Here is a 16524-nt window from a genome sequence, read left to right as displayed (position 1 = left end):
AAATTGCTCTACCCAGTCTAATTATTATTTATCGCTAAAGCGAACGCCAGCAACACCGTAATGGTTTTTAGACATTTCTTCGATGAAAACAGTAACGTTTTCTACTGGTGCGTTGACTGTACGAGAAACAGCTTCTGTTACTTCTTTGACAAGTGCGCGTTTTTGTTCTTCAGTGCGACCTTCTATCATTTTCACTGTAACGTATGGCATTATATAGCCCCCTTAATGGTATTTTGGTGTATATTTAAATAATAGCAGAATGGAGGGAATTAAAGTATGACAAAAGAAGAAAAATCAAAACAAAAAATGGGCTTTACCATTATAAAAAATGACCCTACAGATGGCCATAAAGGATTTGGTGTCGGTTCGCTTTCACTAGAGAACGTGTCACCAGTCATTATCGATATAGAAGAAGGCAAGGCTTCAATTGAAATTGGTGCGATGCATGCGCGTAGCGATGTGGAAAGAGGCATTAAGTTCACGACAAACCGTGAAGATTCAGAAGGTGGCAAAGCATATTGGTTAGTATGGGTGACGATTGACCATAAAGAAGACGGCCCTTACTATGCAGGTGTTACCGCTTGTGAGATGGTTGTTAATCGTGAAAAACGTCGTGGCTATAAAATTTTAGCTGATCATGTAAATAAAATGGATAAATCGATGAAACGTCATATTATCGTTGACCATATGGATGAACCATCTAAAAAGATATTAACAGACTTCCTAGAAGGTCATAATCCTGATATGTGGAAGCGCAGTACAGAACAGTTGCGTCAAGACTTATTTGTATAATTGACTTGTAATGATTGAACAATCTGTGACATTTTGCAATCGCTTTCGATATGTGGTTGAAACTGTCTAGGAAAAAAAGTACACTTGATGCAGAGCTTACAATTTAGTAAGCTAGGACACTTGGTCTCGCGAAATGTGATGAGCGCTATGCGGCATTTGAATTACCCAAGCCGAATGCCCCATGATGCTCACCCTTTCCGCTGACCATGAAACAAGAAAAGCTTTCTGTTCCCACGGACAAGTCTCCGGGGAAGAGAAAGCTTTTTTTAGTAAAGCGCACCTCAATAATTTGGTCGCTTACCAATTTCTATCATAACTGCTTTGTCGAGAGATTTCATTATAATTAAACGTTTAGGAACTGTAAAGGTTTCACTTATTGCTCATTATTTTTATTGCCTTTAAAAATAGAGAACGGCAACATATTCCAAAATTCACCCCATGTCTTACTATCCAATACATCAAAGTTTGAACATTTCTCTGTTGGAACATCTTCTGTTTTAAGGTACACAAGACGCTGCTTCGGGCATGCCTTACTTGCAAGCTTGCCTGTTTCAATATCGACGACTACACCTTTAACGCCTTTCGGCTTTGTGAAGTCTTGATTTTTAGTTCCGCTATTTACGTTTTCCATAAAATCTATCCATATTTGTTTAGTAGCAGCCATGTCTTCTTTTGCAGAAAGAGTTTTACCTTGGTCATAACCATTCCAAACACCAGCAGTTAGATTAGGTGTATAGCCAATGAGCCACTGGTCACTATTTGTAGATCCTGATTTCGCTGCATACGTATGTGTCATACGGGAGCGAATTGCAATCCCAGTCGCAGGCGAATAATCGCTGAATACAGGATCAAAAATACCTGTCATCATCTCTGTGAGCATATACGCATCTTTTTTCGAAATTACAGGTTCCGTTGCTTGTTCGATTTCTTTGTTTTCGTAGATAATTTCACCATTTGCATCTTTGATGGAAATGATTGTTGTTGGCGCCGTTTTTTGACCTTGTGACGCTAAAATATTATAGGCATTTGTCATTTGATATAGTGTTGTTTCTGCTGTACCAAGTGCGATTGATAAATTGTCTTTGGTACCAACATTAACGTCAAAGCGACTTGCCATCTCATGGAACGTTTTGAAGCCAATCTCTTCTAATGTTTTTACGGCATAAATATTATCGGAAATAGCAATTGCTTGTGCCATGGACATATCATGATCAGCAAATTTTCCATTAACATTTTTCGGTGCATATGTTTGGCGCCCCTTATCATAGGTGAAAATTGTTTCCCCCACATCAAGGAATGTTAACGGTGTATAACCGTTTTCAAGTGCAGCAGCGTACAAAATTGGTTTTATAGTTGAGCCGGGCTGACGTTTTGCCTGTGTTACACGGTTAAAAGAGCTTATCCCATAATCCCGTCCACCGACAAGCGCAGTTACTGCACCTGTTTTTGATTCCATACTGACAAATCCAGCCTGCAGATCATTTTTCGGCATATTATCTGCAACGGCTGCTTCGGCTGCTTTTTGATGAGCTGTGTTTATTGTTGTTTGTATTGTCCAGCCACCTTCACTAATATCCATATTCTTCGATTTCAGAATTTCACTTGCTTCTTGCCATGCAACGTCTAGAAAATACGGAGCAATTGATTTTGCTGCTACCCACTTATCATTTTTTAGGACAATTGCTTCTTCTTTAGCGCGATTTTTTTCTGTTTCAGAAATAGCACCTTGTTCAGCCATAAGGTTTAAAATAACGTGCTGACGATTTGATGCTTTTTCAAGATTTACGATAGGTGAGTATAAGCTCGGTCCCTTTGGTATACCCGTGAGCATTGCCGCCTCCGCAAGTGTTAAATCGCTTGCAGATTTACTAAAATAGTAACGGCTTGCTGCCTCGACACCATACATACCGTGACCGTAGTATACAGTGTTTAAATAGCCTTCTAGTATTTCGTCCTTGTCATAAAAAACTTCTATTCTATAAGCATAAAGTGCTTCGTTTAATTTACGTGTCCAAGATTTTTCATGTGATAAATATAAGTTGCGGGCGTATTGTTGGGTAATTGTACTCGCCCCTTGAACTTTACTACCAGCCTTAATATCAACTAAAATAGCCCCTGCAATACGAGAAAAGTCAAAGCCACTATGTTTATAAAAATCTTTATCTTCAACAGCGACAACGGCTTTTGTTAAATATGGTGACATTTCATCAAGGTCAACCCAATAACGACGCTCACTTGTAAAGTGGTCGCCAATTTGATTTTCGCTTTGGTCTAAGAAAATAGACGCTTTTGGTACAGTTAATGGAGGCGCACCAGCCACTTGAACATATATACGTAGTGCTATAAAACCTACTACAATTGCAGATGCAAAGGCGACAAAAAGCGTAAGTGCTTTACGTGTACGTTTTACACGCTTTTGCTTACGTTGATAGCTTTTTCTTTTCATCCTTCTTCACCCCGTTTTCTCACAACTTGAATTCAGTATGTGTCTGAACATTCGTATTTAATCGAATTTATGCATAAAAACTATTGCACTTTGTTCAAAAACATCTATACTTTTTTTGTATCTATTGGAAATCGTTATTTGGTTTTGCGAGATTCTATTATTCGACAAAATCGTCGCAGTTGTAGATATTACACGATTTTTATACAGTATGCCAATATAGTATACGTGAAAGTAGGTAAGAAGGTTTCCTACTCTGCGACTATATTGTAATAGAAAATATATGAAGCTGATTTCGTTTGAGCTTTAATGGAGGACTAGAAATGAGATTTGATGAAGCTTACTCAGGAAATGTTTTTATAAAAAGCCATCCGACTTATGAGGATGCGCAAGCGGTTATTTACGGTATGCCAATGGATTGGACAGTGAGTTATCGTCCAGGTTCTCGTTTTGGGCCACAACGTATTCGCGAAGTATCGATTGGTTTAGAGGAATACAGTCCGTATTTAAATCGTGAATTAGATGAAGTAAAGTATTTTGATGCGGGGGACATTCCACTTCCATTTGGTAATGCCGGGCGCTCTTTAGATGAAATTGAAAAATTCATCGTGAAGCTTTTAGAGGACGGTAAAATTCCAGTTGGTATGGGCGGAGAGCATTTAGTGTCATGGCCTGTAATGAAAGCAGTATCAGCAAAGTATGACGATCTTGCCATTATCCATTTTGATGCACATACAGATTTACGTGTTGAATATGAAGGGGAGCCACTTTCTCATTCAACACCAATTCGAAAAATTGCAGAGCATATTGGACCTAAAAATGTGTACTCGTTCGGAATTCGCTCAGGAATGAAGGAAGAATTTGAATGGGCAAATGAAAACGGCATGCACATTTCAAAATTTGAAGTGCTAGAGCCTTTAAAAGAAGTATTACCAAAATTAGCTGGACGTAATGTGTACATAACGATTGATATTGATGTATTAGACCCAGCACATGCACCTGGTACAGGTACGGTGGATTGTGGAGGTATTACATCAAAAGAGTTATTAGCATCTATTCATGCAATTGCAGCGAGTAGCGTGAATGTAGTTGGCTTTGACCTAGTAGAGGTGGCACCGATTTACGATTCATCTGAAATGACTGCTAATACAGCGTCTAAATTACTACGAGAAATGATTTTGAGTTGGGTAAAATAAATAGTAGAGAGTGTTCCATTATGTTTTTCGATGGAGCACTTTTTTAGTAGGTCATGATAATCCTGTTCTATTTGAATGCATTGCTTTGTTTAGCGTTTACTTCCTTCTTGAAAAACGACACTCATTCATCCTATAATAAGAAGGTTATAGTAAAAGATATAGAAGGAGCAATCCATGATGGCGAACGATACAAAATCGCAGGTGAACATTAAGCTCATTTCTACGATTTGTCCGATTGATGGAGAGTCCGAAACATTAGAAATGTGGTTAAATGGGCATCTACTTGAAAAAGCAGGTAGTATGTATTTGAAATATGAAGAGGTGCAGGAGAATAAGACAATCCGCACAACGATGAAGCTTGGCGAAGAGCAAGCACTCATTATGCGCGCGGGGGCTGTCAAAATGCGCCTACCACTAAATATAGTTGAACAACAAATTGGGCATTATGAAAGTGAAATCGGTTCAATACCACTCGTTATTCACACGACAAAAATGACGTTTACGCGACACGGAGTAAGCGGAGATTTTTATGTACAATACGACTTACTGATGAGTGGGCAGTCCGTTGGCAATTATACATTAGATATTAAATTTACGGAGGTACAATGATGAACGCAGTAGAACAAGTACAACAAGCCATTAAAGCAGCGATTGCGCAGGCAGTAGAAAAAGCAGGCCTAGTCGAAGCGGGCACAGAGTTAAATATTCATCTTGAAACACCAAAAGATAAAACAAATGGTGACTATGCGACAAATATCGCTATGCAATTGACAAAATTAGCGAAGAAACCACCTCGTGCGATTGCAGAAGCTATTTTAGAAAACCTTGAAACAGCCGGTACAGATATCGAGAAGATTGACATTGCAGGACCTGGCTTCATGAACATTACTGTTCGTAAAGATTTCCTTGCAAATGTAGTAACAGCAGTTCTTGAGCAAGGTGCTGATTATGGTCATTCTACTGCAGGTGCTGGTGAAAAAGTACAAGTGGAGTTTGTATCTGCCAATCCAACGGGTGATCTTCACTTAGGTCATGCACGCGGAGCATCTGTAGGGGATTCATTATGTAACGTTTTAGATATGGCAGGCTATGCGGTATCTCGTGAATACTACATTAATGATGCAGGGAACCAAATTAATAACCTAGCATATTCTCTTGAAGCACGCTATAAGCAAGCTTTAGGAATGGATGCTGAAATGCCTGAAGATGGCTATCATGGTGCTGATATTATCAATATCGCTGGTAAATTAGCAGAAGAGCACGGCGATTCAATTTTAGCTAAATCTGATGAAGAACGTTTTGCATTCTTCCGTCAACACGGTCTAGCTTTAGAATTAGAAAAATTAAAAACAGACCTTGCAAACTTCCGTGTAAACTTTGACGTTTGGTATTCTGAAACTTCATTATACGAAAACGGTAAAATTGAAGTAGCACTAGATAAATTAAAAGCGAACGGTCACGTATTTGAAGAAGACGGAGCGACTTGGTTCCGTTCAACAACATTTGGTGATGACAAAGACCGCGTACTAATCAAAAACGACGGTTCATTCACGTACCTAACTCCTGATATTGCGTACCACGAAGATAAAATTGTACGTGGTTTCGATAAATTAATTAACATTTGGGGTGCTGACCACCACGGTTATATTCCACGTATGAAAGCGGCAATCCAAGCACTTGGCTATGACCGTGACACACTTGAAGTGGAAATCATCCAAATGGTGCAACTGTATAAAAACGGCGAGAAGTTCAAAATGAGTAAACGTACAGGTAACGCAGTGACTATGCGTGAACTTGTAGAAGAAGTAGGCCTAGATGCTGTACGTTACTTCTTTGTGAAAACAGCCGGCGATTCACACATGGACTTCGACTTAGACCTTGCAGTATCGCAATCAAATGAAAACCCAGTGTATTATGCACAATATGCACATGCACGTATTTCATCGATTTTACGTTCAGCTGGTGAGCAAGGATTTGCGGCTTCACCTGACAACTTAAATCTATTAACGGCGGAAAAAGAGATCGATCTTCTGAAAAAAGTGGGCGACTTCCCGAAAGTCGTAGCAGATGCTGCGAAACACCGCACACCGCACCGTATTGCAAACTACATTCAAGAAACTGCTGCAACATTCCATAGTTTCTATAATGCAGAAAAGGTACTAGATGCGTCGAACAAGGAGCTAACAGAAGCTCGTCTAGCTTTAATTACTGCAGTTCGCACAACAATTGCCAATGCATTACGTCTAATCGGCGTATCTGCACCAGAAAAAATGTAAGAACGAAACTATCAAACAGTTTCTGATGAAAAATCAGAAACTGTTTTTTTTTATGTGGATTTAAGATAGAGACGGATAGATTGGTTGAACTGACGGATAAAACACCTGGATGATATTGTAGATAATTTACTTAGTGTGCCTTTTTCACTCTTTAATTCAATTATTTTGTTGTGGTTAACGTTAACGTCAATGATATACTGATGAAAATTGTGAAGGGGTGGTGGCGTGAAAACAATTCAAGAGGTAGCAAAGCAATTTAAAGTTTCGACGCGTACAATTCGTTATTATGAAGAACTCGGATTACTTAACCCCAATCGTTCAAATGCAAACCAACGAACCTTTTCAAAGAAAGAAATGGCAAAGCTCAAGCTAATTTTCCGAGGTAAGCGTTATGGTTTTTCATTGGATGAGATAAAGGAGATGGTGCTGTTATTTGATTTTGATCGTACAGGTATTCAACAATTGGAACGCACTGTCGCATACGGAGAACAAAAAATGGACGAGATTGATGAAAAAATAGCCGAGCTTACGCAAATGAAAAACGAATTGCAACAATTGCATAGCATGTTTAGTGAGAAGTTAACTACTTTAAAGGGAGAGATGCTAGATGAATAGTTCAAATTTATTAGCCCGCAATGCCCGAAAGTATCCGATGAATGAGGCTATTATTTGTCATGGTAGAAGAGTTTCTTATTCCCAATTGGATGAACAAGTGACACGCTTTAGTCATGCTTTATTGAAGCAGGGGATTGAACCTGGTGATAAAGTGGTCATTTTTATGCCAAATGTCTTGGAGTTTGTCGTAAGTTATTTTTCAATTCAACGTATCGGGGCGATTGTTGTCCCTGTAAACGCAAAATTTACATTGTCTGAAGTACTATTTGTCACGCAGCATGCGGGGGCAAAAGCAATTATTGCTCATGAAGCTATTTTTTCATCAGTCGAAAGTATATTGACAGTACCAATCAAAATCAAAACAGGTCAAGTCCAGGATGGATGGCTTAGTTATGATGCACTTATTCAAGAGGCGTGTTCAGAAACAATTGATTGTCAATTGAATGAGGATGATGCTTCTACAATTTTATATACATCAGGTACGACAGGTAAGCCAAAGGGTGTGCTCTTTATTTATCGAAATATTTTAGCAGTGGCACAAATGATTGCGATTGAAATGGAAGTAAAACCGGAAAGTCGCATACTATTAATGATGCCGTTAACACATTCAGCACCATTGCATTTGTTTTTTATGGCGGGCATGTTAGTCGGATCAACAAATGTATTAACACCTACGTTTACACCTGACTTATTCATTGACATGATCGAGCAGGAAAAGACGACGCATTTCTTTGGTGCGCCAGTAGCGTACTTATTAACGGCCCAAATGCCAAGGTTGCAAACAGCTGATTTGACGTCGATGAAATGGTGGGTTTACGGTGGTGCGCCATTATCTCAAAAAGAAGTTCGTTTTATTCAAAATGCACTCCAAACAGATAACTTAACTTGTGTTTACGGCTTAACCGAGGCGGGGCCAAGTGGGGCAATACTGTTTGGGCAGGAGCATACGCAGAAAGCAGGGAGCATTGGTAATCGTGCCCCGTTTGGTACAGAGCTCAGAATTGTTAATGAGAATGGTGGAGATGTGCTAGTCGGTGAGATTGGTGAAATCGTATTGTATGGTGAAGGAAATATGATGGGCTATTACAAGGACGAAGAAGCGACAAAGGTTGCGTTTATAGACGGGTGGATACGCACTGGTGATTTAGCTCGTTTTGATGAAGACGGCTATATTTGGATTGTAGATCGTAAAAAGGACGTTATTATTTCAGGCGGGGTGAATATTTATCCGAAAGAAATTGAAGATTGTCTATTAAGCTATGAAGGTGTTTTTGAGGTAGCGGTTATCGGTGTGCCGCATCCACAGTGGGGAGAGACGGTGAAGGCTGTCTATGCTTCGAAGGTAGATGTTAATGAAGAGGTGCTTGTAGCTTACCTAGGGGAGCATTTAGCGAAACATAAAATTCCACGTATTTTTGAATGTGTGGAAGCACTTCCTCGAAATGCAGCGGGCAAAATTTTAAAACAGTCGTTGAAGGGACAAGAGGTGAGCTAGCATGAAAGTATTACAGCAGGAAGTAGCACGAACAACTAATTTTTTTACGAATGATGAGACATTGCATAAACTATTAGAAACGATGCTAGATGAAGAGTTTTTAACATATGCAAAGCGTGAATTAACGGATTTTGGTGAACTTTGTGCAGGTGATATTGATGTGCGAGCCAAGCATACAGATCGTGAGGGTGAGCCTCGTTTACAACGTTATGACCAGTATGGCGAAGAAGTGTCAGAGGTTTGGGTGAATGAGGGGTATAAAAAAACGATTGAAGAAACATACAATACAGGAATTGTTGGTTATGTGCATAAGGATATTCCGCAGCTAGGTAGAAAAGGGAATTATGTGTATAGCTTTGCACAAGGTTATTTGTTGTCACATGCAGAGCCTGGATTTTATTGTCCTGTAACATTAACGATGGCAACAGCTTATTTACTCGATCATTATGCGAATGATGAGGTGAAAGAACGATTTTTATCGCATGTATGTGCAACTGGTGATACAGAACTTTATGAGGGTGCGACGTTTTTAACGGAGCGGCAGGGAGGGTCTGATGTCGGTGCAAATGTGGTGAAAGCTGTGCAGGACGGTGGAAGTTATCGTTTATATGGCGAAAAGTATTTTGCTTCCAATGCTGGTATGTGTGGAGTAGCAATGGTATTAGCACGCATGGAAGATGCTCCAAAAGGATCGAAAGGTTTAACTTTATTTGCGGTACCTTGGCGTAGTGAGGATGGCGCAGTTAATCATTTACGCATTCGCCGTTTAAAGGATAAACTAGGCGTTAAAGCAGTACCATCAGGTGAGGTTGAGTTCGATGGAGCAATTGCTTATATAGTTGGCGAGCCGAATAAAGGTATTTATTATATGCTGGAGGCGCTAAATTTATCGCGTATTTGTAATGCAGTTGCGTCGATTGGGATTATGCGTCGAGGTTTTTTGGAAGCGAAGCATTATGTAACGAATCGCCATGCGTTTGGTCAGCCTTTAATACAATATCCAATGGTTCAGGATTCATTAGGGAAGTTTGCGGCGAAGTTACACGTAGAAGTTGCTACAGTGTTTGATTTGATTCAATTGTACGATACTGTGACAAGTGGCAAAGGATGCGAACAAGATGTGATCATGAATCGTTTGAATATTGCCATTATGAAAAAAGAAACCGCAGAGCAAGCGGTGCATTATGCAAGTGAAGCTATTGAGTTACATGGCGGGAATGGCTATATTGAGGATTTTGTTACACCTCGTTTATTGCGAGATGCTCAAGTGCTAACGGTTTGGGAAGGAACGGCGAATATTTTAGCGTTAGAGTTAATTCGTCTAGTAGATAAATTTAATGCGCATGAGGTGTTTATCAATACGATGTTGAAACGCCTAGAAAAGCTTGAAACGAATCAATTAGTTGAAATAGTTCATAGTCAACTTGAGAAACTGACTGTTCAATTGAACAAATTTAGTAAACTTGATGATGCAATGAAAACATTTGAAGCTAAACAAGTTGCACAAAAAATGGCGCATCTTTATGAAAGTGTAGTAGCGGTTGAATGGGCAGTAAGGTATGGCGGTAAGTATGAAAAGTTAGCAGATATCTATTTAGAGGATACCTGGGAGTTACGTGAATTGGGCGGGCCAATGAAAACTGTCCAATATTTTGCATATATTGTTTAGTGTATGGGGGCTCTGTTGTAGAGTCCCTATTTTTTTATCGTTGTATAATTCTATTTTCATGTATAATAAGAAAAGATTGAATAAAATGATAAAGGTTCTTTATCTGCCAAGGATAAAGTGAAAAGGGAAATCGGTGTAATTCCGGTGCGGTCCCGCCACTGTAAGTGTGAGTTTTTTCAACCGATGCCACTGAAAATTTTTCGGGAAGGCATGAAAAAGCGTTTGTAGCACGAGCCAGGAGACCTGCCTTTATAGATCAACACGTAACAGCCTACGAGGATAGGGTGGTGATTTTTTGCGACCGTAATATCGTGCAAGCATCGCCCCTCGTTGTTTTCTGATGAGGGCTTTTTTATGTTTTGTAAGGTGGATGTCGATAAATTTGAAAATGTGGGCGATCAATATTAAAGTCCATCGACAAACCACGGAAATAGGGCAATAAATGCATATTCTAGGAGGATTCAGTATTGGACAATTATAGGGAAATAGAATTGACCGCATATAATATGAAAGAAGCGACAACAAATGAGCAGACTAATGCACAATTGGATGGGGAATTCGAGTGAGTAAAACATTCTTTGCCTATATGCTGACGATTACACTCTTAATCGTCAGCATATGGTGTGGTGTATCAATAGGTTCAGCCAACATTCCATTAGAGGTGCTATGGAATAAGGCTGCAGATGAAACAGCAGCGAATATTCTATGGAAGATTCGTATGCCGCGTGTGGTTCTAGCAGGGCTTGTCGGTGCATCACTTGCGATTGCAGGGGCGGCATTCCAAGGGCTATTAAAAAATCCACTTGCTGATCCTTATACATTAGGGGTTTCTTCAGGCGCATCGGTGGGAGCAGTCATGACGCTATTTTTCGGACTTTCCATTCCAGTTGTGGGTATTTACACGTTACCGACGTTCAGTATGATTGGTGCGGTCGTTACGATGGTAGCTGTTATGAGCTTTGCAAGGCTTATCGATCGTTCGCTGAAAATGGAGACGCTTATTTTAACTGGGGTTATTTTTAGTTCGTTTCTAGGCTCACTAATTTCGTTAATGGTCGCGTTAACGGGTGAAGAATTACGCCAAATTATTGGCTGGTTGCTTGGATCTGTGTCCATGCGAGGCTGGCCGTATGTGCAAATGATTGCGCCGTTTGTTGTGATTGGCTCAGTTATGCTATGGACGCAAAGGCGAGAATTAAATGCGTTATTGTATGGTGAAGAGCGAGCAAAACATTTAGGTGTGAATGTGAAACGAAGTAAGTATCTAATATTAGCAGGTGGCTCAATGTTAACAGGTGCAGCTGTTGCGGTATCAGGTACAATCGGCTTTGTCGGACTCGTGGTTCCACACATGACGCGTATGATTTGGGGTTCAGATCATCGTCATTTATTACCTTTATCGTTTTTAAATGGTGCAACGTTACTAATTATTTGTGATTTAGTAGCACGTACTATTATTATGCCACGTGAGCTTCCAATTGGTGTCATTACCGCATTTATCGGAGCACCCGTCTTCTCATACATTTTCTATAAACAAAGAAGAAGTAAGGGGGTACGTGCATGATTAAGGTTGAACAGCTATCAGGAGGTTATGGTGGCGTACCCATTGTTAAAGATGTAAGTTTTACCGTTGAAAAGGGTAGAGTGCTTGGTATTTTAGGTCCCAATGGAAGTGGGAAATCGACTTTGCTAAAAGTGATGAGTGGTATTTTGCCTGCAGCTAGTGGCTCGATTTTATTAGATGGAAAAAATATAAAATCTTATAATGCACGTTCATTAGCGAAGAAAATGGCGGTACTGCCCCAACTTCATGCAAATGCTTTTTCGAATACGGTGCGTGAGGCAGTTTCACTTGGTAGATATCCACATCAAACTGGTTTTTTCTCGAGCTGGTCAGACAAAGATGAGCAAGCCGTACAACATGCAATGGTGCAAACGGGTGTAATGCGCTATGAGGATACGCCGATGGAATTTTTATCGGGTGGTGAACAGCAACGTGTTTTTGTGGCGCAAGCATTAGCCCAAACAGCAGAAGTTTTATTATTGGATGAGCCGACAAACCATTTAGATATTGCTCATCAACGACAAATTTTAGATATGGTACGTAAAGAAGCAGTTGAATGTGGATTAACAGTAGTTATGGTATTGCATGATATGAACTTGGCGTCACTGTACTGTGATGAGTTATTATTAATGGAGAACGGACAAATGCGAGCGATTGGTGCGCCACATGAAGTGTTAATTGCTTCGCAAATTGAGGAAGTCTACCATGCGAGAGTAACGACGTATGCACATCCGGAAATTCCAAAACCGCAAATTACGATGATGCCTGCAGCGACTAAGGATCAACATCGAGCAATTATTACGGATGATAATTTCTCAGTAGTAGACGGATTTATACAGATGAAGTCAGAGATTCCGCTTAAAACAGTATCTTCAGCTGTTCATAACCCGGGTATAGGTTGGTATGAGTGCTTTTTAAATCGGTCAGTGCCAGGTGATTACATTATTAATGATGTAAAGCAGGAAGTAGCTGAGTTTTTACAAAGGAAGCATTTTTCTTCAACGGGAACAGTAGTGATGCTGACAGCTGTTTCAACAAGTCTTGTCGCTTTGAACGAATATAAAACCGATTTTGGCAGTGTGTTTGTCATGGTGACTGCTGGTGTGGGCAACGCTGTAGACGTATCTCGTACACATGAACGACTTGATCAGCCGTACGTTGGAACAATTAACACATGGGTTATTATTAATGGTTGTCTATCAGAAGAAGCATTTTTCCAAGCAATGATGACTGCCAACGAAGCGAAGACAAAGGCATTGCAATCGGAAGATATTCGTGATAATCGAACGAATACCATTGCGACAGGTACTGCAACTGATAGTCTGCTCATAGCAGCAACACAAAACGGGGAAGAAATGATTTATGGTGGCCCAATAACAGCAGTCGGCAAAATTATTGGTAAAGGCGTTTTTGAAACGACAGTGCAAGCCATTCAAAACTATAAAACAAAAGCTTAGGAGATGAGAAGGATGAAACTTTACACGAAAACAGGCGATAAGGGGAAAACGAGCATTATTGGTGGTCGCGTAGATAAAGATAACTTGCGCGTTGAAACATACGGAACAATTGATGAGCTAAATTCCTTTATCGGCAAAGCGATGAGCGAGTTAGATCGTGAATTATTTAAAGATATTTTAGGTGATTTAGAAACGATTCAGCATGAGCTTTTCGATGGTGGTGGTGATTTAGCGAATGTGATGAAAGAGCGTCATTATAAATTGACGGAAGCGCCGATTGAAGCAATGGAGGCTCGTATTGATGTGCTAACGGAAGAAGCACCACCGTTAGAACGTTTCATTTTACCAGGAGGCGCACCAGCAGCAGCTACTTTACACATTGCACGTACTGTAGCGCGTCGAGCAGAGCGCCAAATGGTAACGCTAATGAAAGAGATTGAAGATGTACCAGCGGTTGTGCAGAAATATTTAAACCGTTTATCTGATTATTTATTTGCTGCAGCACGTGTAGTCAATGCACGTTTAAAAGTTTCAGATGTAGAGTATGTTCGAAGTGCAAAGGTCTTTAAATAAATTAAAAAACTACCCTAAAAAATTAAAATTTTTTAAGGGTAGTTTTTTATAGCTGAAATGTATAATAATAAATTATCAGAAAAATTTATATTTTTATGTTGACTGAATGCTCATTCATTATTAGAATGTGAATATAATGGTAAAATGCCATACATTTACGTATGAACTAGCAAATTTACTACAAAGTGGGGTTCATAAGATTCTAAAGGGGGGACTAAATATGAGTCCATTATTAATTGCAAACATTGTGTTGACAGTTGTTGTTGTATTATATGCAGCTGGATTATTCATCTACTTGTTGAAAACACGATACAAGTATGTACAACTAGGGAAAAAGGTTGAATTCGATGAAAGTATTAGTGAGCGAATTCGTTATTTAATGGTCAATGTCCTTGGTCAAAATAAACTACTAAAAGATGCGAAAAGTGGTTTAATCCATGTGATGTTTTTCTACGGCTTCTTGATGGTGCAATTAGGTGCTATTGATTTGATTTGGAAGGGCTTAGCGCCTGAGTCACATTTACCACTTGGTGTTTTCTATGGAGTGTTCACATTTACACAAGAGCTAGTGGTGTTAATGATTTTAATCGCTGTAGTGTGGGCGTTTTATCGCCGTTATGTAGAGAAGCTTGTTCGTTTAAAACGTGGTTGGAAAAATGGCCTTGTGTTGATTTTCATTGGGGGATTAATGGTTTCAACATTATTTGCAAATGGTATGGGCTTAATCTGGCATGGCGAGGGCTTAACGTATACAGAGCCTGTAGCATCAGGCATTGCAGCCATCTTTGGTTTCTTACCTGAATCTGTAGCAGCAGGTGTGTTTTACGCTATGTGGTGGGCGCATTTACTTATCTTATTAACGTTCTTAGTATATGTACCACAATCAAAGCATTTCCATTTAATCACAAGTATGCTTAACGTCTACATGAACCGATTAGATCGTGTTGGAACATTAACACCGATCGACTTCGAGGCGCTAGAAGAAGCGGGCGAAAATGCAGAAAGCGAAGATGATATCCCATCAATTGGTGTTGGTCGTATTCAGGACTTTACACAAAAGCAAATGCTTGATTTATATTCCTGTGTAGAATGTGGTCGCTGTACGAATATGTGTCCAGCAACAGGAACAGGGAAAATGCTATCACCGATGGACTTAATCGTGAAATTACGTGACCATCTGACATTCACAGGTGCAGTTGTAACAAGACAAAAACCGTGGGTGCCATATCAAATGTTCACAAATACAAAGGGTAATCAGCTTGCAATGGCAGCAGGTGCTGAAGGCGCAGTGATTGAAGATATTTACAGCCCATCATTAATCGGTGATGTAATTACAGAAGAAGAGATTTGGGCATGTACTACTTGCCGTAACTGTGAAGATCAGTGTCCAGTAATGAATGAGCATGTTGATAAAATTATTGACCTTCGTCGTTACTTAACGATGACTGAAGGAAAAGTAAACCCGGATGCACAGCGTGCGATGACAAACATCGAACGACAAGGAAATCCATGGGGCTTGAATCGTAAAGAAAAAGAAAATTGGCGTGATCTTGATCCAACAATTAATATTCCAACAGTGAAAGAGCTAAAAAAATCAGGCGAAGAAATGGAATACCTACTATGGGTAGGTTCGATGGGTGCGTTTGATAACCGTTCACAAAAAATTACGCTTGCGTTTTGCCGATTATTAAATGAAGCTGGCGTGAAATTCGCAATTTTAGGTAACAAAGAGAAGAACTCAGGAGATACACCACGTCGTCTTGGAAATGAGTTCTTATTCCAGGAGCTTGCAACAGCGAATATCGATGAGTTTGAGAAAAATGATGTGAAGAAAATCGTCACAATTGACCCACATGCCTATAATATTTTCAAAAACGAATACCAAGACTTCGGTTGGAAAGGTGAAGTATATCATCATACGGAAGTTTTAAATAAACTGATTGAAGAAAATCGTTTAGTAATGAATTATGAGGTTGATGAAACAATTGTCTTCCATGATTCTTGTTACTTAGGCCGTTACAATGATGTGTACGATGCACCGCGTGAAATTTTACGAGGTATTCCGGGTGTGAAGCTTGTTGAAATGGAACGAAACCGCGAATCAGCAATGTGCTGCGGTGCTGGTGGTGGTTTAATGTGGATGGAAGAGCATGTTGGAAACCGCATTAACGTTGCACGTACAGAGCAAGCACTAGAAACAAATGCATCGGTAATTTCTTCAGGTTGTCCATATTGCTTGACGATGCTTGAAGATGGTACAAAGGCAAAAGAGGTGGAAGATACAGTTAGCACGTTCGATGTAGCAGAATTATTAGAGCGTTCAGTGTTTGGTGAAAAAGTGAAAGCCGTTGAGGAAGTGCCAGAAGAGGAGTCAATCCAAGAGGTTGTTGCGTCTGTTGAAGGTGCTGAAAAGAACTGAAAAGTCGATTTAAACGAAGGAATTT

General features: G+C 39.8%; 13 protein-coding genes and 1 riboswitch. Of the genes, 11 read left to right on the top strand and 2 right to left on the bottom strand.

The window, feature by feature from the left end; translation table 11 throughout:
- Nucleotides 1-24: 24 nt before the first annotated feature.
- Nucleotides 25-210 carry a 2-hydroxymuconate tautomerase gene (locus tag ACIQZG_RS21130; protein ID WP_024362848.1) on the bottom strand — a complete coding sequence of 62 codons (186 nt, stop codon included), beginning with the start codon at nt 208-210 and terminating at the stop codon, nt 25-27.
- A gap of 66 nt (nt 211-276) precedes the next feature.
- Between ACIQZG_RS21130 and ACIQZG_RS21125 the strand changes: the two genes are divergently transcribed.
- Nucleotides 277-792, top strand: a complete 516-nt coding sequence (locus tag ACIQZG_RS21125; protein ID WP_402757575.1) for a YwhD family protein — start codon at nt 277-279, stop codon at nt 790-792.
- A gap of 373 nt (nt 793-1165) precedes the next feature.
- Here the strand turns inward: ACIQZG_RS21125 and ACIQZG_RS21120 are convergent, their stop codons facing one another.
- Nucleotides 1166-3238, bottom strand: coding sequence for a transglycosylase domain-containing protein (locus tag ACIQZG_RS21120; protein ID WP_402757573.1), 2073 nt, complete (start codon nt 3236-3238; stop codon nt 1166-1168).
- A gap of 320 nt (nt 3239-3558) precedes the next feature.
- On the opposite strand from ACIQZG_RS21120, the gene speB reads away from it, so the two are divergent.
- The 10 genes from speB (at nt 3559) to ACIQZG_RS21070 (ending at nt 16499) form a co-directional block, all read left to right on the top strand.
- Entirely contained in the window at nt 3559-4431 is an 873-nt protein-coding gene (speB, locus tag ACIQZG_RS21115) for an agmatinase (protein ID WP_402757571.1), read from the top strand.
- 177 nt (nt 4432-4608) lie between these two features.
- Complete coding sequence (locus ACIQZG_RS21110; protein ID WP_402757569.1) at nt 4609-5040, top strand: YwiB family protein; 432 nt, start codon at nt 4609-4611, stop codon at nt 5038-5040.
- A complete protein-coding gene (gene argS / locus ACIQZG_RS21105; RefSeq protein WP_402757567.1) occupies nt 5040-6707 on the top strand; it encodes an arginine--tRNA ligase in 1668 nt (555 codons plus the stop codon). The genes ACIQZG_RS21110 and argS overlap by 1 nt, the downstream gene beginning before the upstream one ends.
- A 225-nt stretch (nt 6708-6932) precedes the next feature.
- On the top strand, nt 6933-7322 hold the full coding sequence (locus ACIQZG_RS21100) for a MerR family transcriptional regulator (protein ID WP_402757565.1): 390 nt from the start codon (nt 6933-6935) through the stop codon (nt 7320-7322).
- A complete protein-coding gene (locus tag ACIQZG_RS21095; protein ID WP_402757564.1) occupies nt 7315-8817 on the top strand; it encodes a class I adenylate-forming enzyme family protein in 1503 nt (500 codons plus the stop codon). Before ACIQZG_RS21100 ends, ACIQZG_RS21095 begins: the two co-directional genes overlap by 8 nt.
- Nucleotide 8818: 1 nt before the next feature.
- Nucleotides 8819-10486, top strand: coding sequence for an acyl-CoA dehydrogenase family protein (locus ACIQZG_RS21090; protein WP_402757562.1), 1668 nt, complete (start codon nt 8819-8821; stop codon nt 10484-10486).
- 75 nt (nt 10487-10561) lie between these two features.
- Nucleotides 10562-10751: riboswitch (cobalamin riboswitch) on the top strand.
- A 321-nt stretch (nt 10752-11072) separates the two neighbouring features.
- A complete protein-coding gene (locus ACIQZG_RS21085; RefSeq protein ID WP_402757590.1) occupies nt 11073-12050 on the top strand; it encodes a FecCD family ABC transporter permease in 978 nt (325 codons plus the stop codon).
- Nucleotides 12047-13507 (top strand): adenosylcobinamide amidohydrolase, encoded by a 1461-nt coding sequence (locus ACIQZG_RS21080; RefSeq protein WP_402757560.1) that lies wholly within the window; start codon nt 12047-12049, stop codon nt 13505-13507. Before ACIQZG_RS21085 ends, ACIQZG_RS21080 begins: the two co-directional genes overlap by 4 nt.
- A 12-nt stretch (nt 13508-13519) precedes the next feature.
- Nucleotides 13520-14080: a cob(I)yrinic acid a,c-diamide adenosyltransferase gene (locus ACIQZG_RS21075; RefSeq protein ID WP_402757558.1), complete on the top strand. Its 561-nt coding sequence runs from the start codon at nt 13520-13522 to the stop codon at nt 14078-14080.
- 220 nt (nt 14081-14300) lie between these two features.
- Nucleotides 14301-16499, top strand: a complete 2199-nt coding sequence (locus tag ACIQZG_RS21070; protein ID WP_402757556.1) for a heterodisulfide reductase-related iron-sulfur binding cluster — start codon at nt 14301-14303, stop codon at nt 16497-16499.
- The last annotated feature ends 25 nt before the right edge of the window (nt 16500-16524 follow it).

It is taken from the genome of Lysinibacillus sp. NPDC096418 (assembly GCF_044762775.1).
Taxonomy (GTDB): Bacteria; Bacillota; Bacilli; order Bacillales_A; family Planococcaceae; genus Lysinibacillus.
The sequence above is the reverse complement of the archived record's forward strand: the minus strand, read 5'-3'. Positions and strand labels throughout refer to the sequence as shown.

Coding starts and splice junctions, on each gene's coding strand:
- ACIQZG_RS21130 (WP_024362848.1), bottom strand. CDS start 210: ATGCCATACGTTACAGTGAAAATGATAGAAGGTCGCACTGAAGAACAA.
- ACIQZG_RS21125 (WP_402757575.1), top strand. CDS start 277: ATGACAAAAGAAGAAAAATCAAAACAAAAAATGGGCTTTACCATTATA.
- ACIQZG_RS21120 (WP_402757573.1), bottom strand. CDS start 3,238: ATGAAAAGAAAAAGCTATCAACGTAAGCAAAAGCGTGTAAAACGTACA.
- speB (WP_402757571.1), top strand. CDS start 3,559: ATGAGATTTGATGAAGCTTACTCAGGAAATGTTTTTATAAAAAGCCAT.
- ACIQZG_RS21110 (WP_402757569.1), top strand. CDS start 4,609: ATGGCGAACGATACAAAATCGCAGGTGAACATTAAGCTCATTTCTACG.
- argS (WP_402757567.1), top strand. CDS start 5,040: ATGAACGCAGTAGAACAAGTACAACAAGCCATTAAAGCAGCGATTGCG.
- ACIQZG_RS21095 (WP_402757564.1), top strand. CDS start 7,315: ATGAATAGTTCAAATTTATTAGCCCGCAATGCCCGAAAGTATCCGATG.
- ACIQZG_RS21090 (WP_402757562.1), top strand. CDS start 8,819: ATGAAAGTATTACAGCAGGAAGTAGCACGAACAACTAATTTTTTTACG.
- ACIQZG_RS21085 (WP_402757590.1), top strand. CDS start 11,073: ATGCTGACGATTACACTCTTAATCGTCAGCATATGGTGTGGTGTATCA.
- ACIQZG_RS21080 (WP_402757560.1), top strand. CDS start 12,047: ATGATTAAGGTTGAACAGCTATCAGGAGGTTATGGTGGCGTACCCATT.
- ACIQZG_RS21075 (WP_402757558.1), top strand. CDS start 13,520: ATGAAACTTTACACGAAAACAGGCGATAAGGGGAAAACGAGCATTATT.
- ACIQZG_RS21070 (WP_402757556.1), top strand. CDS start 14,301: ATGAGTCCATTATTAATTGCAAACATTGTGTTGACAGTTGTTGTTGTA.